We start from the raw sequence: 18,651 nt of genomic DNA on the forward strand, positions 1-18,651 counted from the left end.
CCGGGCGGGCCAACCGCCCCCCGGGGGGGGTCCCGCGGGGCCCCGCGGGTTTTTTCCCCCCCGGGGGGGGGGAGCCCCCCCGGGGGGGGCCCCCCCGGGGGGGGGGGGCCGCCCCTCCTGTGTGTCCGTGTGTGTGCCGTGCCGGGTGGGTCAGCCGATGGGCAGGGCGCCGCCGGCGGGCAGCGAGTTGACGGGGAGGCCGCCGAGGAGCCCGGAGACCGGGTCGCTGCCGTTGGTGGGGAGGGCCTTCTGGACGGCGGGCGCGGCGGCGTTCAGGCCACCGGCGACGGCGTTCTTGCCGGCGGTGAGGGACTCGGTGCCGGCGGGCAGCACCTGGGCGACCTGCTCGGCGGGGAGCGTGCTGGTCACGGTGTCCAGAGCGGAGCCCGCGTCCGGGAGGGCGGGGGCGGCGGAGGCGGCACCGGCGCCCGCGGCGGCGAAGGCGGCACCGAGGGCGGCGACACCGAGGGTCTTGACAGCAGACTGCTTCATTATGAAATGAGTCCTCGTGAACGGGGGCTTGAGCGGTCCACGACCGTAAACATGCGCCACGGCTCGTCGCAACCGGCGAAATACACGGAAAAGCGGCCGGGAGTTATTACTCCCGGCCGCTTCGGATTCGCACAAAGAGACGCTACTGCGCGACAGAGCCCCTGGTCGAGACGGTCTGACGGAACAGCCATTCGGATTTCAACTCGGCATACCCGGGCTTGATGACGTCATTGATCATGGCCAGTCGTTCATCGAAAGGAATGAATGCTGATTTCATCGCATTGACGGTGAACCACTGCATGTCGTCGAGCGTGTAGCCGAATGCGTCGACCAGGTGCTCGAATTCGCGGCTCATGCTGGTGCCGGACATGAGGCGGTTGTCGGTGTTCACCGTGGCACGGAAGTGCAGCTTGCGGAGCAGGCCGATGGGGTGGGCCTCGTAGGAGTCCGCGGCGCCCGTCTGGAGGTTGGAGCTGGGGCACATCTCCAGGGGGATGCGCTTGTCGCGTACGTAGGAGGCGAGGCGGCCGAGCTTGACCGTGCCGTCGTCCTCGACCTTGATGTCGTCGATGATCCGCACGCCGTGGCCGAGGCGGTCGGCGCCGCACCACTGCAGGGCCTGCCAGATGGAGGGCAGGCCGAAGGCCTCGCCCGCATGGATCGTGAAGTGGTTGTTCTCGCGCTTGAGGTACTCGAAGGCGTCGAGGTGGCGGGTGGGAGGGAAGCCGGCCTCGGCGCCCGCGATGTCGAAGCCGACGACGCCCGTGTCGCGGTAGCTGTTGGCGAGTTCGGCGATCTCCAGGGCGCGGGCCGCGTGCCGCATGGCGGTGAGCAGGGCGCCCACCCGGATGCGGTGGCCGTTGGCCTTGGCACGCCGCTCGCCTTCCCTGAAGCCGGAGTTGACCGCCTCGACGACCTCTTCGAGGGTGAGGCCCTGTTCGAGGTGCTGCTCGGGGGCGTAGCGGATCTCGGCGTAGACGACGCCGTCCTCGGCGAGGTCCTCGGCGCACTCGGCGGCGACCCGGAACAGCGCCTCGCGGGTCTGCATGACGGCGCAGGTGTGGGCGAAGGTCTCCAGGTAGCGCTCCAGGGAGCCGGAGTCGGCGGCCTCGCGGAACCAGATGCCGAGCTTGTCGGGGTCGGTCTCCGGGAGGTTCTCGTAGCCCTGCTCCAGGGCGAGTTCGACGATGGTGCCGGGGCGAAGGCCACCGTCGAGATGGTCGTGGAGCAGCACCTTGGGGGCGCGAACGATCTGCTCGGGGGTCGGAATCTGCGAGTTTCCGCTGGTCTGGCTCGTCATTTCCGCACTCTAACGCCTACGCGCGTAGATACTCGCTGGCGTCCGCCTGTCGATACGTAACGGTGACCCTGCGGACGGGTGGCGTACACCGGGCCTTCTGACACTGTTCTGTCATGGGACAGGAAGTGACGACGGTCCGTGAGGCCCGGCTCGGGAAGGCGGTCGGGCCCGTTCCCGCGACGGTGAGCGGCGTGGTCCTGCTGCTTCCCGCGGGTGAGGAGACCTCCGCGCGCAGACCGTCACCGCTGGCCTCGGCGACCGTACGGACCCTGGGGCGGGCCCTCGTGCGCGAGGGACGGCGGGACGGCCTTGCGGCGCATGTCGTGCACTACCGCAGCCGCGGGTGGAACGGCGCGCAGGCGCAGCTCGCGCGCGACGCGGACTGGGCGGCGGACGAGGTCGTACGGCGCTACGGCGACGTCCCCGTCTGCCTCGTCGGGGTCGACATGGGCGCCCGCGCGGCGCTGCACGCGGGCGGGCACAGCGCCGTCAACTCGGTGCTCGCGCTTGCCCCCTGGCTGCCCGAGGAGGACGTCGCCGCGGCCCTCGAACCGGTGAAGCAGCTCGCGGGCCGCCGCGTCCTCATCGTGCACGGCACGAACGACGAGCGCACGGATCCCGAGCTGTCGTTCCGCCTGGCCGCCCGCGCGAAGAAGTCCAACCGCGACATCTGCCGTTTCGAGGTGCACTCCGACGGTCACGGGCTGCACCAGCACCGCACCGAAGTCCAGGCCCTGGCCGGCGACTTCGTCCTCGGCTCGCTCTTCGGCCGGCCCTTCTCGCGCCCGGTGCAGGACGCGCTCGCCGCGCCGCCGCCGCTGGGTCTTCGGATGCCGCTGGCCGCGGGCTTCGGCAGGTCGCTCGCGCGGTGACTACTCCTCGGCGCGGGTCCACTCGGAGAGCAGCTTGCCGCGCCGGGAGAGCAGGAACTTCTTGAACGCCGCGACCGGCGGGGTGTCCGGATGCCCGTCGAGCCAGGCCACGCCGATCTCCCGTACCGCCCGCTGCCCGGTCACGGTCAGCTCCACAACTCCGGGGCGCGGTACGGCCGGTGGCGGCAGGAGTGCCACGCCGAGGCCCGCCGCGACCAGGCCGCGCAGGGTCTCGGTCTCCTCCCCCTCGAAGGCGACGCGCGGCCTGAACCCCGCCTCCGCGCACAGGCCGTCGGCGATGCGGCGCAGCCCGTAGCCGGGTTCGAGGGTCACGAAGGGCTCGTCCGACGCTTCCGAGAGACGCACGCGCTTGCGGCCCGCGAGGCGGTGGTCGTCGGGGACGACCAGGCGCAGGCGCTGCTCGTCGAGGCGGCGCGCGACGAGACCGGGCTCGTCGGGGACGGGCGAGGTGAGGCAGAGGTCGAGCTCACCGGCGCGCAGGCGCTCCAGCATCGCCTCGCCGTAGTTCTGGACGAGGCTGAAGCGGATGCCGGGGTGGTCGGCGCGGAAGGCGCGGATCAGGCCGGGGACCGTCTCGGAGCCCATGGTGTGCAGGAAGCCGAAGGCGACCTTGCCCGAGGTGGGGTCGGCGTCGGCCCGTACCGACTCGGCGGCGCGGCCGACCTCGGCGAGCGCCTTGTCGACGGACGTGAGGAACGTACGGCCCGCCGGGGTGAGCGAGACCGTGCGTCCGTGGCGGGCGAACAGCTCCACGCCGAGGTCCTGTTCGAGGCGGACCAGGGCGCGCGACAGCGTCGACTGGGGGATCCCGAGCTCCTGGGCGGCCCGCGTGACATGCTCGGTGCGGGCGACCGCGGCGAAGTACGACAGGCGGGGCGCGAGCGTCGTCACGATGTCTTCCGTGTCACTGGCCGGTGACAGACGAGCCTCTGAACTCTGCTTATGCGCCATGGGATCGATTATGGCGTTTTCATGCATTGGACGCATGAAACACGGAGTCCTACCGTCGAGACATGCCTCCTGCCAGTAGCGGGGCGGCCGCCACCCACGCGGTCGCCGCCCGTACCCCGTCGTCCCCCGAAGCCCCCGACACCCGTCTGAACCCGGGCGGGCCCGGCTACCGCCGGATGAGCTTCGCCCTCTTCCTGGCCGGGGTCGCGACCTTCGCCCTCCTCTACTCCACGCAGGCCCTGCTCCCCCTCGTCTCCGCGGACTTCGGCGTCAGCGCGAGCGCCGCGAGCTGGTCGGTGTCCGGCGCGACGGGCGCGCTCGCCCTGTGTGTACTGCCGCTCAGCGCCCTGTCCGAGCGGTTCGGACGGCGCACCGTGATGACGGCGTCCCTGTCGGTGGCGGTCGCGGTCGGCCTGCTCGTGCCCTTCGCTCCCTCGCTCGGCGCGCTGATCGCGCTGCGGGCCCTCCAGGGCGCCGCGCTCGCCGGTCTGCCGGCCTCCGCGATGGCGTATCTCGCGGAGGAGGTGCGGCCCAAGGCACTGGTCGCCGCGATCGGCCTGTTCGTGGCGGGCAACTCCATCGGCGGGATGAGCGGCCGGGTCATCACCGGGTGGGTCGCGCAGGAGTGGGGCTGGCGCGCGGCGGTCGCCGCGATCGGCGTGATCGCCGTGGCGTGCGCGGTCGCGTTCCGGCTGCTGCTGCCGCGGCCCCGGCACTTCACCCCGGGCTCGCTGCGGCCGCGGGCCCTGGCCCGCACGGTGCGCGGCCACCTCGCGAACCCGCTCCTGTGCCGTCTGTACATGATCGGCGCCCTGTTCATGACGGTCTTCGGCGCCGTGTACACGGTGATCGGCTACCGGCTCACGGCCGCGCCGTTCTCGCTCCCGCAGGGCATCATCGGCTCGATCTTCCTGGTGTACCTGGTGGGTACGGTCTCCTCGGCCGCGGCCGGAAAGCTCGTCGCGCGGCTCGGGCGGCGCGGGGCCCTGTACCTGGCGGTGGGCACGACGGCGTCCGGGCTGCTGCTCTCGCTCGGCGACTCGATCGTCCTGGTGCTGCTCGGCCTCGTCCTGATCACGGCCGGTTTCTTCGCCGGGCACGCGGTGGCGTCGTCCTCGGTCAGCCACACGGCGACGCACGGGCGGGCGCAGGCGTCCGCGCTGTACCAGTCCGTGTACTACATCGGCTCCAGCGTCGGCGGCACGCTCGGCGCGGTGGCCTTCCACGCGGGCGGCTGGGCCGGGACCGTGGCCCTCGGCCTGGTGGCGGTGCTCGGTGTCGTGTCGGTGACCCTGTGGGGCTCGCACGCGGCCCGGGTGCAGCAGCGGCAGACGCTCGTGGCGGCGCACTGACCGCGTTCGCATCACCCTGAGAACGGCCCCCGGAGCGGCATATTTCGCCGGTCCGGGGGCCGTTGTCAGTGCACTGCGGTAGCTTCCGAAGTGCTGGGACTTGCATGGACTTTCGGGACTTGCCAGAAGCCGCAGGGCGGGGTGTGGACATGAGTGACATCGCAGAAACAACCACTGAGCTGGACGTCCGTCTCGAGAAGTACCGGGTGGAGCTGACCGGGTACTGCTACCGGATGCTGGGCTCGGCCTTCGAGGCCGAGGACGCGGTGCAGGACACGATGGTCCGCGCCTGGCGCAGCTTCGACAAGTTCGAGGGCCGCTCCAGCCTGCGGTCCTGGCTCTACCGCATCGCGACGAACGTCTGCCTGGACATGCTGAACGCGGGCAACAAGCGGGCCCGTCCGATGGACCTGACGGCGGCGGCGCCGCTGGCGCAGGCCGCGCTCACGCCCCGGCCGGACAACGTGTGGCTGGAGCCGATGCCGGACGCGCGCGTGCTGCCGACCGTGCACGACCCGGCGGAGGCGGCGGTGGCGCGGGAGTCGGTGCGCCTCGCGTTCGTGGCGGCGCTCCAGCAGCTGCCGGCCAAGCAGCGGGCCGTGCTCATCCTGCGCGAGGTCCTGGCCTGGAAGGCGCAGGAGGTCGCCGAGCTCCTCGACACGTCGGTGGCGTCGGTGAACAGCGCGCTCCAGCGGGCCCGCGCCACGCTCGCCGAGGTGCCGGCCGAGAAGAAGAGCGCGGACGGCGAGCTGGACGAGGAGCACCAGGCTCTCCTCGAGCGCTATGTCGCCGCGTTCGAGGGATACGACATGAAGGCCCTCACGGCGCTGCTCGCCGAGGACGCCGTCATGACGATGCCGCCGTTCGACCTGTGGCTGCGTGGCACGCCGGACATCACGGGCTTCATGACGACGATCGGCGCCTCATGTGCCGACAGCCGCCTGGTGCCCGTCGAGGCCAACGGCTCGCCCGGGTTCGCCCACTACAAGCCCGACCCGGACAACGGCGGGTTCTCGGCGTGGGCCGTCCAGGTCCTGGAGATCTCAGAGGGCCGGATCACCGGACTCCACTGCTTCCTGGACACGGCCCGCTATTTCCCGCTGTTCGGTGTGCCGCTCCATCTCGACGACAAGACCGCCTAGCCCGGGCAGGCCGACCAGCTGAAGCAGGGCCCACAGGGCCGGGGACGGATCGCGCAGCCGCAGTCCTGACCCGGCTCTTCGGGCGGCGAGCTGCATCCGGGCGAGCGCGTCGACGGTGGCGAGGTCGGCCGTGGTGACAGCCGCGATGTCGCAGACGATCTCGCGTGCGGGGGCGCGGGCGCACGCCATGCGCACCTGGTCGCACAGGTGCGGCACGTCGCCGCGGCCCAGAGAGCCGGCGAGAGCCAGGTCGGGAAGTCGGAGAGCAGCCACGCAAGAGAGACCGGCGCGCCGCCGCGAACTCATCGGCGGTCGGGCCACGCGCCTAGGGTCTTTCGTTTGGATCAGGCCGGATCAGGGAGCGGGGGCATGGGGGTCCCCCCTGCTCGTGCCCAGTCGAGAGCTTGGGGGAGCGTGCAGCTGCAAGGCGGAGGAGGGAGTCGACGCGATGGGGGTCCCCCTGCTCGAGCGAAGCCGAGAGCTTGGGGGACTCGGCGACTGACGACAACGCCGCAGATGTGCGTGCCAGACCCCGCGAGCCCGGCATGATCCAAACGAAAGACCCTAGTGCCGTGCATCATGCTGCGCTGGTGTCGCGCGCATCACGTTGACCCCGCGTCGGGTGCCCTCCGACGCTATGGGGATGCTCCTTGATCACGTACCTGCTCAGCCGTCCGCACGACGCCGGCAGGGGGCATCGTGGCAGGGGTGCTGAACGGGTTCGCCGTCATCGCGGTGGTCATCGCCGTCGGCTTCCTGATCGGCAGGCGCGGCTACCTCGGGGACAACGGCCGCGAGGTCCTCACCAAGCTCGCTTTCCATGTCGCCACGCCCGCTCTGCTGTTCACCACGCTCGCGAAGGCCGACCTCTCGGTGATCCTGTCGCCGCGGCTGCTGGTGACGGCGCTGAGCACGGCCGCCGCCGCCGGGGTGTTCATCGCGGTGGGTGCCGCGCGCCGGTGGGGTGTGAGCCGGACGACGATCGGCGCCCTGTGCTCCAGCTACGTCAATTCGGGCAACCTCGGCATCCCCATCGCCGTATACGTCCTCGGCGACGCCTCGCTGGTCGCGCCCGTGCTGCTCTTCCAGCAGATCGTGGTGACGCCGATAGCGATGACGGTCCTCGATCTGTCGGAGGCCGGGGAGAAGCAGTCGCTGTGGCGGCGGCTCGTCACGCCGCTGCGCAACCCGATCGCGGTCGGCGCGCTCGCGGGCGTGATCGTGGCGGCGACGGGGTGGACGGTGCCGGGGCCGGTCTTCGACCCGGTCGATCTGATCGGGAAGATGTCCGTGCCGGTGGTGCTGCTCGCGTACGGGATCTCGCTGTGCGGGAGTTCGCTGCCGGCCCGGCGCGGTGCGGACCGGGTCCCGGTGCTCTTGTCGGTGGCCCTGAAGTCGGTGGGCCAGCCCGCGGTGGCGTGGGTGCTCGCGGCGGGCGTCTTCGGCCTGCGGGGCGCGTCACTCCTGGACGTGGTGGTGACGTCGGCACTCCCGGCCGCGCAGAACCTGTTCACGTACGCGTCGCGCTACGGCGTCGCGGAGAAGCTGGCGAGGGAGTCGATCCTGCTGTCGACGCTGGCTTCGGTGCCGGCGCTGGTGGTGGTGGCGGCCTTGCTGGGGTGACCGAACGGGACCGGTCGAGGTTTACCGATCCCGTTCACCCGCACGAGGAAACCGCAGGTCAGCCGATACGTTCCCGCACCACCGGCGTGGCCTCGAATGCCGTCCCCGGCGCCGAGATGTCGTACGAACCCTCGACGGACTCAAGCGCGTACTCGAAGCGCTCCGGCGTGTCCGTGTGCAGGGTCAGCAGCGGCTGGCCCGCGGTGACCGGGTCGCCCGGCTTGGCGTGGAGTTCGATGCCGGCGGCGGCCTGCACCGGGTCCTCCTTGCGGGCGCGGCCCGCGCCGAGGCGCCAGGCGGCGACGCCGATGCCGTACGCGTCGAGGCGGGTCAGGACGCCGGACTTCCCGGCCACCACCACGTGCTGCTCACGGGACGTGGGAAGCGCCGCGTCCGGGTCGCCGCCCTGCGCGGCGATCATGCGGCGCCAGACGTCCATCGCGGAGCCGTCGGCGAGGGCCTTCGCCGGGTCGGCGTCCTTGATGCCCGCCGCGTCGAGCATCTCGCGGGCCAGGGCGAGGGTGAGCTCGACGACGTCGGCCGGGCCGCCGCCCGCCAACACCTCGACGGATTCCCGGACTTCGAGGGCGTTGCCCGCGGTCAGGCCGAGGGGCGTCGACATGTCGGTGAGCAGGGCGACGGTGCGCACGCCGCTGTCGGTGCCCAACTCGACCATGGTGGAGGCGAGTTCGCGGGCGTCCTCGATCGTCTTCATGAACGCGCCGGTGCCGACCTTGACGTCGAGGACGAGCGAGCCGGTGCCCTCGGCGATCTTCTTCGACATGATCGAGGAGGCGATGAGCGGGATCGCCTCGACGGTGCCGGTGACGTCGCGCAGCGCGTAGAGCTTCTTGTCGGCGGGGGCGAGCCCGTCGCCGGCCGCGCAGATCACGGAGCCGACGGTGTCGAGGACGTTCAGCATCTCGTCGTTGGAGAGCAGGGCGCGCCAGCCGGGGATGGACTCCAGCTTGTCGAGGGTGCCGCCGGTGTGGCCGAGGCCGCGCCCGGAGAGCTGCGGGACGGCGGCGCCGCACGCGGCGACCAGCGGGGCGAGCGGCAGCGTGATCTTGTCGCCGACGCCGCCGGTGGAGTGCTTGTCGGCGGTCGGGCGGGACAGGGCCGAGAAGTCCATGCGCTCGCCGGAGGCGATCATCGCGGCGGTCCAGCGGGCGATCTCCGTACGGTTCATGCCGTTGAGGAGGATCGCCATGGCGAGTGCCGACATCTGCTCGTCGGCGACGACGCCGCGCGTGTACGCGTCGATGACCCAGTCGATCTGCTCGTCGCTGAGTTCGCCCCGGTCCCGCTTGGTCCGGATGACGGAGATGACGTCCATGGTTGTCCTTCCGCAGGTGACAGCAGGCCGACTCTACGCGCATAGAGCGACCCGTTTAAAGCGGCCCCGCCCAACTGGGCGGGGCCGTAGGTCAGTTGAGGTGCTGGGGTCCGAACGCGTCGGGGAGCATCTCGCCGAGCGGGCGGATCCCCGACGTCGTCTCCAGGAGCAGCTCGGGGCCCCCGAACTCGTACAGGAGCTGGCGGCAGCGGCCGCAGGGCATGAGGATCTCGCCCTTGCCGTCCACGCACGTGAAGTGCGTCAGGCGGCCGCCGCCGGTGAGCTGGAGCTGCGAGACGAGCCCGCACTCGGCGCACAGGCCGAGCCCGTACGACGCGTTCTCGACGTTGCAGCCCGACACGGTACGGCCGTCGTCCACGCGGGCCGCGGCGCCGACCGGGAAGGCCGAGTACGGCACGTACGCGCGGGACATGGCCTCGCGGGCCGCTTCCCTGAGTGCTTCCCAGCCGGCTTCCGTCACTTGCCCTGGCCCTTCCGGTAGCGCATGCCGTCGGCCTTCGGCATCCGCAGCCGCTGCGCGGACAGGGAGAGCACCAGGAGCGTGACGACATACGGGGTGGCGCCGACGAAGTCGCCGGGCACCTCATCCGTCAGGAGGTACCAGACCAGGACAACCACGGCAATCACCGCGCTGATCGTGGCCTGGATCATGGCCTTGCGGTACGCCTTCCAGCCCGCGAGCAGGGCCAGCAGCACGACCAGCAGGAGCAGCAGCGCGTGGACGGTCTCGCCGCCGTTGCGCAGCTGGAGCGCGTCGGAGAAGCCGAACAGGCCCGCGCCCATGGCGAGTCCGCCCGGCCGCCAGTTGCCGAAGATCATGGCGGCGAGGCCGATGTAACCGCGCCCGCCGGTCTGGCCCTCCAGGTAGCTGTGCGAGGTGACGAGCGCGAGGAACGCGCCGCCGAGACCCGCGAGCCCGCCGGAGATGGCGACGGCCGCGTACTTGTGCGCGTACACGTTGACGCCGAGAGACTCCGCCGCGACCGGGTTCTCGCCGCAGGAGCGCAGGCGCAGGCCGAACGAGGTGCGCCACAGCACCCACCAGCTGCCCACGAACAGCAGCACGGCGAGGATCGTGATCACGGAGACGTCGGTGACCAGGCCGCCGAGGATGCCGGCGAGGTCGGAGACCAGGAACCAGTGGTGCTGCTCGATGGAGTGCAGTCCGCTGGACAGGCCCGGGATCGTGACGTCGCCGAGCGACTCGGCGGGCGGCGACTGCTTGGGGTTGCCGCCCTTGGCCGCGGGGTCGCCCTCGGCGAAGAACAGCTTGGCGAGGTACTGGGTGGCGCCCAGGGCGAGGAGGTTGACGGCGACACCGGAGACGATGTGGTCGACGCCGAACGTGATGGTGGCGACGGCGTGGATCAGGCCGCCCAGCACACCGAAGCCGATGCCGCAGACGAGGCCGAGCCACGGGCTGGTCTGCCAGCCGAGCCAGCCGGCGCCGAACGTGCCGAGGATCATCATGCCTTCGAGGCCGATGTTGACCACGCCGGCCCGCTCCGACCACAGGCCCGCGAGGGCCGCGAGGCCGATGGGCACGGCGAGTCCGAGCGCGGCGCTGATCTGGCCGCCGGAGGTGAGCTGGTCGGCGCCCGTGATGACGCGGACGGCGGAGACCAGGAACAGCGCACCGACGACGATCATCAGGGTCTGGCCCGTGGAGAGCCGGCCGCGGGCCTTCCTGGCGCCGCTCGCCGCAGGGGCCGCGGGAGGCGGGGTGTCGGTCTTCGTGGCGCTCATCCGGCCACCTCCTGCTTGTCGGTGCGGACGGCGGCGGCCTGCGCGGCGAGCTCGGCGCCGACCCGCTGCTGCTGGCGCTTGAGCCCGTAGCGGCGTACGACTTCGTAGGCGATGACGACGCACAGGACGATGACGCCCTGGATCACGCCGAGGATCTCCTTGTCGTAGCCCTGGAACTCCAGGTGGTTGGTGGTGCGCTCCAAGAAGCCCCACAGCAGGGCGCCGAGCGCGATGCCGACCGGGTGGTTGCGGCCGAGCAGCGCGATCGCGATGCCCGTGAAGCCGAGGCCCACCGGGAAGCTGTTGTCGTACTGGTGGCTGTCGTTGAGCAGCGTCGGCATGCCGACCAGACCGGCCACGGCACCCGAGATGACCATGCTGGTGGCGACCATCTTCTTGACGCTGACGCCGCTCGCGGCGGCCGCCGACTCGGACTGGCCGACCGTGCGCAGGTCGAAGCCGAAGCGGGTGCGGCCGAGGACGAACCAGTACGCGATGCCGACGAGCACGGCGATCACGATGAAGCCCCAGACCTGGCCGGCCGGTCCCGCGTCGATCATGAAGAAGTGCGAGGACTCGGGCAGCGGCTTGGTGGAGACCAGGGTGCCCGCCTCGTCGAGCTGGCCGAGCTGCTCGGGCTGGAGGAGGTAGGCGATGATCGCGGTCGCGATCGAGTTGAGCATGATCGTCGAGATGACCTCGCTGACACCGCGGGTCACCTTGAGGATGCCCGCGATGGCGGCCCACAGGGCACCGGTCGCCATGGCGGCGAGCAGGATCAGCGGGATGGAGAGCCAGCCGGGCAGCGTGAGCGCCCCGCCGAGCACGGCGGCGACGAACGCGGCCATCCGGTACTGCCCGTCGACGCCGATGTTGAACAGGTTCATGCGGAAGCCGATGGCCACCGCGACACCAGCGAGGTAGTACGTCGTCGCCTTGTTGAGGATGTAGACCTGGCTGTCGCTCGCGGAGCCGTAGGTCACCATGTCGCTGAACGCGGCGAAGGGGTCCTTGCCGGTCGCCGCGATGATCACGGCGGTGACGACTAGGGCGGCGATGATCGCCAGGAGCGGGGCGGCGACCGCGAGGATGAGCCGCTCCTTGTCGATCCGGGACCTGCCCCGGGATATCAGTGTCTTCATCGGGCGTCCCCGCCTTCGGCGTCTTCCGTGTGCTGGAGGTGGCCGGAGGCCGCACCTGTCATGGCGGAGCCCAGCTCCTCCGGGGTGATCGTGGCGGGGTCGGCGTCGGCGACCAGGCGGCCGCGGTACATCACCCGCAGGGTGTCGGACAGGCCGATCAGCTCGTCCAGGTCGGCCGAGATGAGCAGCACGGCGAGACCCTCGCGGCGGGCGCGGCGGATCTGGTCCCAGATCTGGGCCTGCGCGCCGACGTCCACACCGCGGGTCGGATGGGCGGCGATCAGCAGCTTGGGCGCGTGGCTCATCTCGCGGCCGACGATCAGCTTCTGCTGGTTGCCGCCGGACAGGGAGGCCGCGGTGACCTCGATGCCGGGGGTGCGGACGTCGTAGTCGCGCACGATGCGCTCGGTGTCGGCGCGGGCGGCCTTGAGGTCGAGCAGCCCGCCCTTGGAGTTGGGGCGCTCGGTGACGTGGCCGAGGACCCGGTTCTCCCACAGCGGCGCTTCGAGGAGCAGGCCGTGACGGTGCCGGTCCTCGGGGATGTAACCGACGCCGGCTTCGCGGCGCTTGCGGGTGGGGGTCCGGGTGACGTCGGCGCCGTCCAGGGCGACGGTGCCGCGGTCCGCGGTCCGCATGCCCATGATGGCCTCGACGAGCTCGGACTGGCCGTTGCCCTCCACGCCCGCGATGCCGAGGACTTCACCGCGGTGGATGGTGAAGCTGACGTCGTCGAGGATGACGCGCTCGACGCCGTCCAGGTCGGTCTGCGTGAGGCGCACCCCGCCCAGGTGGAGCATCGGGGTGTCGGTGACCGTCGACTCCTCGGTCTCCGGCGAGGGCAGCTCGCTGCCGACCATGAGCTCGGCGAGCTGCTTGGTGCTCGTGTTCTTCGGGTCGGCCGTGCCGACCGTCGTCCCGCGCCGGATGACCGTGATCTCGTCCGCGACGGAGAGGACCTCGCCCAGCTTGTGGGAGATGAAGATGACCGTGAGGCCCTCGGACTTGAGCTCGCGCAGGTTGTCGAAGAGCGCGTCGACCTCCTGCGGCACGAGGACCGCGGTGGGCTCGTCGAGGATCAGCGTCCGGGCGCCCCGGTAGAGGACCTTGAGGATCTCGACGCGCTGCCGGTCGGCGACCCCGAGCTCCTCGACGAGGACGTCGGGGCGCACCCCGAGGCCGTACGCCTCGGATATCTCGCGGATCTTCGTACGCGCCTTGCCGCCGATGCCGTGCAGCTTCTCGGCGCCCAGGACGACGTTCTCCAGGACGGTGAGGTTGTCGGCCAGCATGAAGTGCTGGTGGACCATGCCGATGCCGCGCGCGATGGCGTCGGCGGGCGTGGCGAAGGTGACCTGGGTGCCGTCGACCGCGATGGTGCCCTCGTCCGGCTTCTGCATGCCGTAGAGGATCTTCATCAGGGTCGACTTGCCGGCGCCGTTCTCACCGCACAGGGCGTGGACGGTGCCCCGCCGTACGGTGATGTCGATGTCGCGGTTGGCGACGACGCCGGGAAAGCGCTTGGTGATGCCGCGCAGTTCGACGGCGGGAGGGCTGGACGCGTTGATGGCGCACTCTCCTCGGGGGACAGGACGTACGTACGGAAGGGGGGAACGGTCGCGCGGAGCCGCGCGGGGGCGCGTCGGCGACGGTAATACGCCAACTCTTAGCTACACGCGTAGAGTTGACACATTGTTATGGCCCGGCGAAGGGAGCTTTCGCCACTCCCCCCGCCGAGCCGGGCCCTGCGGGCCTCAGGTCACGGGGTGGTCTTGACCTTGACCTTGCCGCTCGCGATCTGCTCCTTGGCGGCGTCCAGCTTGGCCTGGATGTCGTCGATGTAGCCGCCGGAGGTGGCGAGCGAGACGCCGCCGTCCTTCAGGGCGTAGGTGTTGGTGCCGGTCTTCGGCGAACCGTCCTTGACCGACTGGATCAGGTCGAAGACGCCGATGTCGACGTTCTTGACGACCGAAGTCAGGATCGAGGACTTGTACTTGGCGAGACCCGGGATGTTGTACTGGTCCGAGTCGACGCCGATCGCCCAGGCGCCCTTCGTGCCGGAGACGGCCTCGATGGCACCGTTGCCGGAGGAACCTGCGGCCGAGTAGACGACGTCGGCGCCCTTGTCGAGCATGCCCTGGGCGGCTTCCTTGCCCTTGTCCGGGGAGGCGAAGCCGGAGGTGTCCGAACCGTGGCTCAGGTACTGGACATCGACCTTGATCTTCGGGTTGGTGGCCTTGACGCCCTGGACGTAGCCCGCCTCGAACTTCTTGATCAGCGGGACGTCGACACCGCCGATGAAGCCGACGTGGTCCTTCTTCGTCTTCAGCGCGGCGGCGACGCCGGCCAGGTAGGAGCCCTGCTCCTCGGTGAAGACGATGGAGTCGGTGTTCTTGGCGTTCACCACGGAGTCGACGATGCCGAAGGTGGTCTTCGGGTACTTCGCGGAGACCTTGGTCATCGAGGTGGCGTACGCGTAGCCGACCCCGATGATGGGGTTGTAGCCGGCGTCGGCCAGGTCGGACAGGCGCTGCTCGCGGTCGGCCTCGGTGTCGGAGGTCTTGGCGGTCAGCTCCTTGAGGTCACCGCCGAACTCCTTCTTGGCCTTGTCGGCACCGCGCGCGGCGGAGTCGTTGAAGGAGTGGTCGCCACGGCCGCCGACGTCGAAGGCGAGGCCGATCTTGACGCCGCCCTTCTTGCCGGAGTCCGACGAGCCCGAGGACTCGTTGTCCGAGGAAGTGCCGCCGCATGCGGTGGCGGTGAGAGCGAGTGCCGCGGTGGCTATACACGCGGCAGAGATTTTGGCTACCCGGCGCAAGGGAGGCTCCTTCGACCTGACCTGAGCGCCGGGCTCCCGGCGCTGGTTTTCGGACGGATCGTAACGCGCGTAGATGTCAGATAAAGGGCTGTTCCGCAGCCGTTATCGGATTGACGCGAACGACGCCCGGCAGCCCGGTCTACGGGGCGTTACGGGGGTGGGTCGGGTGGGTTACGTGCCGCCCACACCGACCCTTGCCCCGCACCGATTCACGCCCCCTGCGCCCGTGCGGCCCCGTCCATCAGCGCCGCCGCCGTGAACAGCTCCACCCCCACCGTGATCGCCGACTCGTCCGCGTCGAAGTCGCCCTGGTGCAGGTCGCGTCCGCCGCGCTCGCCGGGGGTGCGCACCCCGAGGCGGGCCATGGCGCCGGGGACGTGCTCCAGATACCAGGAGAAGTCCTCGCCGCCCAGGCTCTGCTGGGTGTCCTCGACGGAGTGCGGGCCGCGGCGCAGCGTCATCGCGGCCGTCAGGAGGTCGGTGACCTCCGGGTCGTTGACGACGGGCGGCACCCCGCGGATGTAGTTGATCTCCGACTTGGCGCGGTAGAGGTCGGCGATCTCCTGGATCGCGCCGTGCACCAGGTCGGGCGCCTGCCGCCAGGCTTCGAGGTCGAGGCAGCGGACGGTGCCGGACAGCTCGGCGTGCTGCGGGATGACGTTGCACGCGTGGCCGGATTCGATACGTCCCCAGGTCACGGCGAGGCCCGAACGGGCGTCGATGCGGCGGGCGACGAGCGCGGGGACCTCGGTGGCCACCTTCGCGGCGGCGGTCACGAGGTCGGTGGTGAGGTGGGGGCGCGCGGTGTGCCCGCCGGGCCCGTCGAGCGCGACCTCGAGCCGGTCGCAGGCCGAGGTGATCGCGCCGTGCCGCAGTCCGATCCGGCCCGCGTCGACCTTCGGGTCGCAGTGCACGCCGATGATCGACCCGACGCCTTCGAGCACGCCCGACTCGATGGCGTCGGGGGCGCCGCCGGGCAGCACCTCCTCGGCGGGCTGGAAGATCAGGCGTACGGGGTGCGGGAGCCGGCCCTGCCGGTGCAGCTCGGCGAGGACCAGGCCCGCGCCGAGCACGACCGTCGTGTGCACGTCGTGACCGCAGGCGTGGGCGCGGCCGGGCACGGTGGATCGGTAGGCACAGCTCGCCTTGGTGTCCGGGATGGGAAGCGCGTCGATGTCCGCGCGCAGGGCGAGCATCGGGGGCCCGCCCCGCCACTCCCCCTCCTCGGTGCCGATGTCGCAGACGAGGCCCGTGCCGATGTCCAGAATGCGTGGCGTGAGCCCGGCCTTCTCCAGGCGGGCCCTGATCGCCGCGGTCGTGCGGAACTCCTGGTTGCCGAGCTCGGGGTGCATGTGCAAGTCACGCCGGAAGGCAACCAGTTCGGCACGGAGCGCTTCGGACAGCGTGCCGGGCAGCGCTCCGGCGGGGACCGCTTCCCCGGCCTTGCCGGCCTCGGACTCTCGGGACATCAATTGGTTCACCCTTTGAAGGGTAGGCCGGGGCAGGGGGCAGCCGCCTCACGATCAACAAAAGTTCAACCGGATTGGGGTAAGAAATCCGGCCGGAGCGCGCATGCGCTCCACTCTGGGTGGGTATGCAGGCTCTTTCGCTCTGAGATCCGTTTGGTCTGGCGGGGGCCCGGCAGATATCGGCGGAGTTCGGCAGATCTGGGCGGCCCGGCTCTCCATGCCACCAGCTGTGACCTGGGCTGCGGGCATCGGCCGGTTGCCCAGATCTGCCGAACTCCGGCGACCGAGCGGTTACTCGGCCGTCAGTCGGCGGTAAGTCAGCCGACGATCGCCACCGGGGCGTCCCAGGCGTCGCGGTCCACCGTGATCGTGTAGCCGCCGCGCGACTCCTTGCTGTTCACCATGTACTGGTGGGCGCGGCGGTGACCGGTGTACAGGGTGGAGGCGAAGGGCCAGTCCGTGGTGGTCGTGTTGACCTTGTCCCAGAGCGCGTACCAGAGGACGTCCGGCATGTCCGTACGGTTCGTGGCCGTGGCTACGGCCTTCGCGCTGGAGCTGCGGAAGCCGTAGAAGCCGGTCCGGTAGCTCTTGGCGTGCACGGCTTTGTCCCAGGCGCGGACGTAGGTGAGGACCGCGTTGTTGCAGGACGTGTTCGCGGTGTCGTACGACTCCATGTCCAGGTAGAGCGGGGAGCCGGCCTTCATGCCGAGGGCGGCGGCCTTGGTGACGGCGTCGGCGCCGTCCTTCGCGCCGAGCGAGGCGGCGGTGGACGCGGTCATCTTCTCGGGGTTCGCGCCGGACTGGCAGGGCGGCTGGGCGCCGACGTAGAGCGGGATCAGTTTCCAGCCGGCGGTGCTGACCGACTTCACCCAGGACGCGGTGAGGTTGGGCTGGGCGCAGCCGCGGTTCTTGCCGCCGACGTAGACCGCGGCGGCGCCGTAGAAGCCGGTCTTCCAGGCCTTCATGGCAGAGAGGGAGGGGGCCGTGCAGGTGTCGAAGGCGCGGCCTGTGTACGTCTTGGCCGCGGGGAGCGTGGTGGCTGTCGCGGACTGGGCGACGATCGCTCCGGTGGCGGCCAGTGCCACGCCTGCGGCGGACATGGCGACGTAGCGGCGTCTCTTGGACAGGCGGTGTCGGGGGTGCGTCACGGGTTCCTCTGGCGCTCTGTACGGATACGGAGTGGGGGGTGCGGTGGGTTTGACCCGCCCGGACACCGCTCCGTTGCCCTCCGCACGGCTATGCGATCACCAAGGTATTGCCAAGTGCGGCTGTACGTTCACACCGCCGGGGCGACCGACGCGAGGCGGTGGACGTCCCGTGCCGTGCCGGTGACGCCCGCGAGGAAGCCCTGGGCGCGCGGCGAGGCGTTCTCCGTCAGCCAGGCGGGGTCGATGTCGCAGACGGCAACGCGGACCTCGGTGCCGGCGAGGGCCAGGGGCAGGGTGTGGACGACCGTCGAGGGGAAGCTGAGGATCGTACGGCCGATGGGGCCGCGGCGGGCGATCAGTTCGAGGGGGAGGTCGGGGCGGACCACTTCGAGGCCGATCTCGGTGGCGAGGCGGTGCAGCTTGTCGGAGCTCTCGCGGCGGTGGGCGAAGTAGCGGGTCGCGCCGTGGGTGCGCGCGAGGGCGCGGACGGCCTCCAGGTAGCGGTCCGGGTCGACGACGCCGGTCTCGACGAGGGACGTGCCGACGAGGTCGGCGCCCTTCGTCATGCGGGGCGGGCCGAAGCGGGCGCGGGTCCAGGTGAACTCGTTGCGGGTGACGCGGACGCCGTCGGGGATCGAGTCGATCGGCATGGCCGAGAAGACCTCGACGGTGCGGCGGGTGCCGTCGGGGGTGAGGCGGCGGCGGGCGGCGGCGGAGACGGGCGCGAAGAGGATGTCGCGCGGTCCGGGCCGGCCGCCGCGGCGGTGCCAGCGCACGAGGCGTTCGCCGCGGGCGAGCTGGGAGACGAACTCCATGGTCGCGGTGCCGTCGTCGACGACGACGAGTTCGGCGGCCCGGGTGATCGTCAGCAGGAGCTGCACGTAGCGGGAGAAGGGGTCACCGATGACGATGCGGGCGGCCTTGCGCAGCGCGCCCGCGAGTCCGCCGATGGTGTGGAAGGGCGCGGTGGTGCCGCCGCGCGCCTCTTCCCAGCGGACGGTGTGGCCCTCGTCGCGGGCGAGGTCGGCCATGCGGCGCAGCTGGCCGCGGGTCATGGGGTCCGTGGGCGACAGGACGACCAGGGTGATCCGGTCCGTCTTGTCGGTGCTCTCGGCGCGATGCGCCCATTCCAGGACGTTGAGGAGCTGGACGGGGCTCTCCACGAAACACAGGGTTCCGGAGCGGCGTCCGGAGCGTGCTGCTGACATGGGCGACATGGGC

At 71.0% G+C, this 18,651-nt stretch carries 17 protein-coding genes; 4 read left to right on the forward strand and 13 right to left on the reverse strand.

What is annotated here, in order from left to right; translation table 11 throughout:
* Positions 1-150 precede the first annotated feature (150 nt).
* Both ACIPWY_RS27930 and ACIPWY_RS27935 read right to left on the reverse strand, forming a co-directional pair.
* Entirely contained in the window at positions 151-492 is a 342-nt protein-coding gene (locus tag ACIPWY_RS27930; RefSeq protein WP_362904439.1) for an ATP-binding protein, read from the reverse strand.
* 142 nt (positions 493-634) lie between these two features.
* Positions 635-1,792 carry an adenosine deaminase gene (locus ACIPWY_RS27935; RefSeq protein ID WP_383894254.1) on the reverse strand — a complete coding sequence of 386 codons (1,158 nt, stop codon included), beginning with the start codon at positions 1,790-1,792 and terminating at the stop codon, positions 635-637.
* A gap of 113 nt (positions 1,793-1,905) precedes the next feature.
* Between ACIPWY_RS27935 and ACIPWY_RS27940 the strand changes: the two genes are divergently transcribed.
* On the forward strand, positions 1,906-2,664 hold the full coding sequence (locus ACIPWY_RS27940; RefSeq protein ID WP_362904435.1) for a prolyl oligopeptidase family serine peptidase: 759 nt from the start codon (positions 1,906-1,908) through the stop codon (positions 2,662-2,664).
* On the opposite strand, the gene ACIPWY_RS27945 is transcribed toward ACIPWY_RS27940, so the two are convergent.
* Positions 2,665-3,636, reverse strand: a complete 972-nt coding sequence (locus tag ACIPWY_RS27945; RefSeq protein WP_362904433.1) for a LysR family transcriptional regulator — start codon at positions 3,634-3,636, stop codon at positions 2,665-2,667. It abuts the gene before it with no gap.
* A 62-nt stretch (positions 3,637-3,698) separates the two neighbouring features.
* Between ACIPWY_RS27945 and ACIPWY_RS27950 the strand changes: the two genes are divergently transcribed.
* Entirely contained in the window at positions 3,699-4,988 is a 1,290-nt protein-coding gene (locus tag ACIPWY_RS27950; RefSeq protein ID WP_362904431.1) for an MFS transporter, read from the forward strand.
* A 149-nt stretch (positions 4,989-5,137) separates the two neighbouring features.
* Entirely contained in the window at positions 5,138-6,130 is a 993-nt protein-coding gene (locus tag ACIPWY_RS27955) for a sigma-70 family RNA polymerase sigma factor (RefSeq protein WP_383894246.1), read from the forward strand.
* Here the strand turns inward: ACIPWY_RS27955 and ACIPWY_RS27960 are convergent.
* On the reverse strand, positions 6,032-6,403 hold the full coding sequence (locus tag ACIPWY_RS27960; protein WP_362904428.1) for an STAS domain-containing protein: 372 nt from the start codon (positions 6,401-6,403) through the stop codon (positions 6,032-6,034). The two genes, ACIPWY_RS27955 and ACIPWY_RS27960, sit on opposite strands and share 99 nt — an antisense overlap.
* Before the next feature lie 426 nt (positions 6,404-6,829).
* On the opposite strand from ACIPWY_RS27960, the gene ACIPWY_RS27965 reads away from it, so the two are divergent.
* Positions 6,830-7,753 (forward strand): AEC family transporter, encoded by a 924-nt coding sequence (locus ACIPWY_RS27965; RefSeq protein WP_362904426.1) that lies wholly within the window; start codon positions 6,830-6,832, stop codon positions 7,751-7,753.
* A 58-nt stretch (positions 7,754-7,811) separates the two neighbouring features.
* Here ACIPWY_RS27965 and ACIPWY_RS27970 read toward each other — a convergent pair whose 3' ends face one another.
* The 9 genes from ACIPWY_RS27970 to ACIPWY_RS28010 all read right to left on the reverse strand — a co-directional run bounded on the left by ACIPWY_RS27970 (position 7,812) and on the right by ACIPWY_RS28010 (position 18,647).
* Entirely contained in the window at positions 7,812-9,089 is a 1,278-nt protein-coding gene (locus tag ACIPWY_RS27970; RefSeq protein ID WP_393703536.1) for a thymidine phosphorylase, read from the reverse strand.
* A gap of 91 nt (positions 9,090-9,180) precedes the next feature.
* Complete coding sequence (locus ACIPWY_RS27975) at positions 9,181-9,570, reverse strand: cytidine deaminase (protein WP_362904422.1); 390 nt, start codon at positions 9,568-9,570, stop codon at positions 9,181-9,183.
* The gene (locus ACIPWY_RS27980) at positions 9,567-10,856 is read right to left on the reverse strand and encodes an ABC transporter permease (RefSeq protein WP_362904420.1); all 1,290 of its coding nucleotides are present in this window, start codon (positions 10,854-10,856) and stop codon (positions 9,567-9,569) included. The genes ACIPWY_RS27975 and ACIPWY_RS27980 overlap by 4 nt, the downstream gene beginning before the upstream one ends.
* Positions 10,853-11,998: an ABC transporter permease gene (locus tag ACIPWY_RS27985; RefSeq protein ID WP_362904418.1), complete on the reverse strand. Its 1,146-nt coding sequence runs from the start codon at positions 11,996-11,998 to the stop codon at positions 10,853-10,855. The genes ACIPWY_RS27980 and ACIPWY_RS27985 overlap by 4 nt, the downstream gene beginning before the upstream one ends.
* Positions 11,995-13,563 carry an ABC transporter ATP-binding protein gene (locus ACIPWY_RS27990; RefSeq protein ID WP_393703585.1) on the reverse strand — a complete coding sequence of 523 codons (1,569 nt, stop codon included), beginning with the start codon at positions 13,561-13,563 and terminating at the stop codon, positions 11,995-11,997. The genes ACIPWY_RS27985 and ACIPWY_RS27990 overlap by 4 nt, the downstream gene beginning before the upstream one ends.
* Positions 13,564-13,754: 191 nt before the next feature.
* Positions 13,755-14,813: a BMP family ABC transporter substrate-binding protein gene (locus tag ACIPWY_RS27995; protein WP_362904416.1), complete on the reverse strand. Its 1,059-nt coding sequence runs from the start codon at positions 14,811-14,813 to the stop codon at positions 13,755-13,757.
* A gap of 209 nt (positions 14,814-15,022) precedes the next feature.
* Entirely contained in the window at positions 15,023-16,282 is a 1,260-nt protein-coding gene (locus tag ACIPWY_RS28000) for an amidohydrolase (RefSeq protein WP_362904414.1), read from the reverse strand.
* A gap of 317 nt (positions 16,283-16,599) precedes the next feature.
* Positions 16,600-17,382: a glycoside hydrolase domain-containing protein gene (locus tag ACIPWY_RS28005; RefSeq protein ID WP_362904481.1), complete on the reverse strand. Its 783-nt coding sequence runs from the start codon at positions 17,380-17,382 to the stop codon at positions 16,600-16,602.
* A 176-nt stretch (positions 17,383-17,558) separates the two neighbouring features.
* Positions 17,559-18,647, reverse strand: a complete 1,089-nt coding sequence (locus ACIPWY_RS28010; protein ID WP_362904412.1) for a hypothetical protein — start codon at positions 18,645-18,647, stop codon at positions 17,559-17,561.
* Between the last annotated feature and the right edge of the window lie 4 nt (positions 18,648-18,651).

The organism is Streptomyces sp. NPDC090032, assembly GCF_044748025.1.
Classification (GTDB): Bacteria; Actinomycetota; Actinomycetes; order Streptomycetales; family Streptomycetaceae; genus Streptomyces.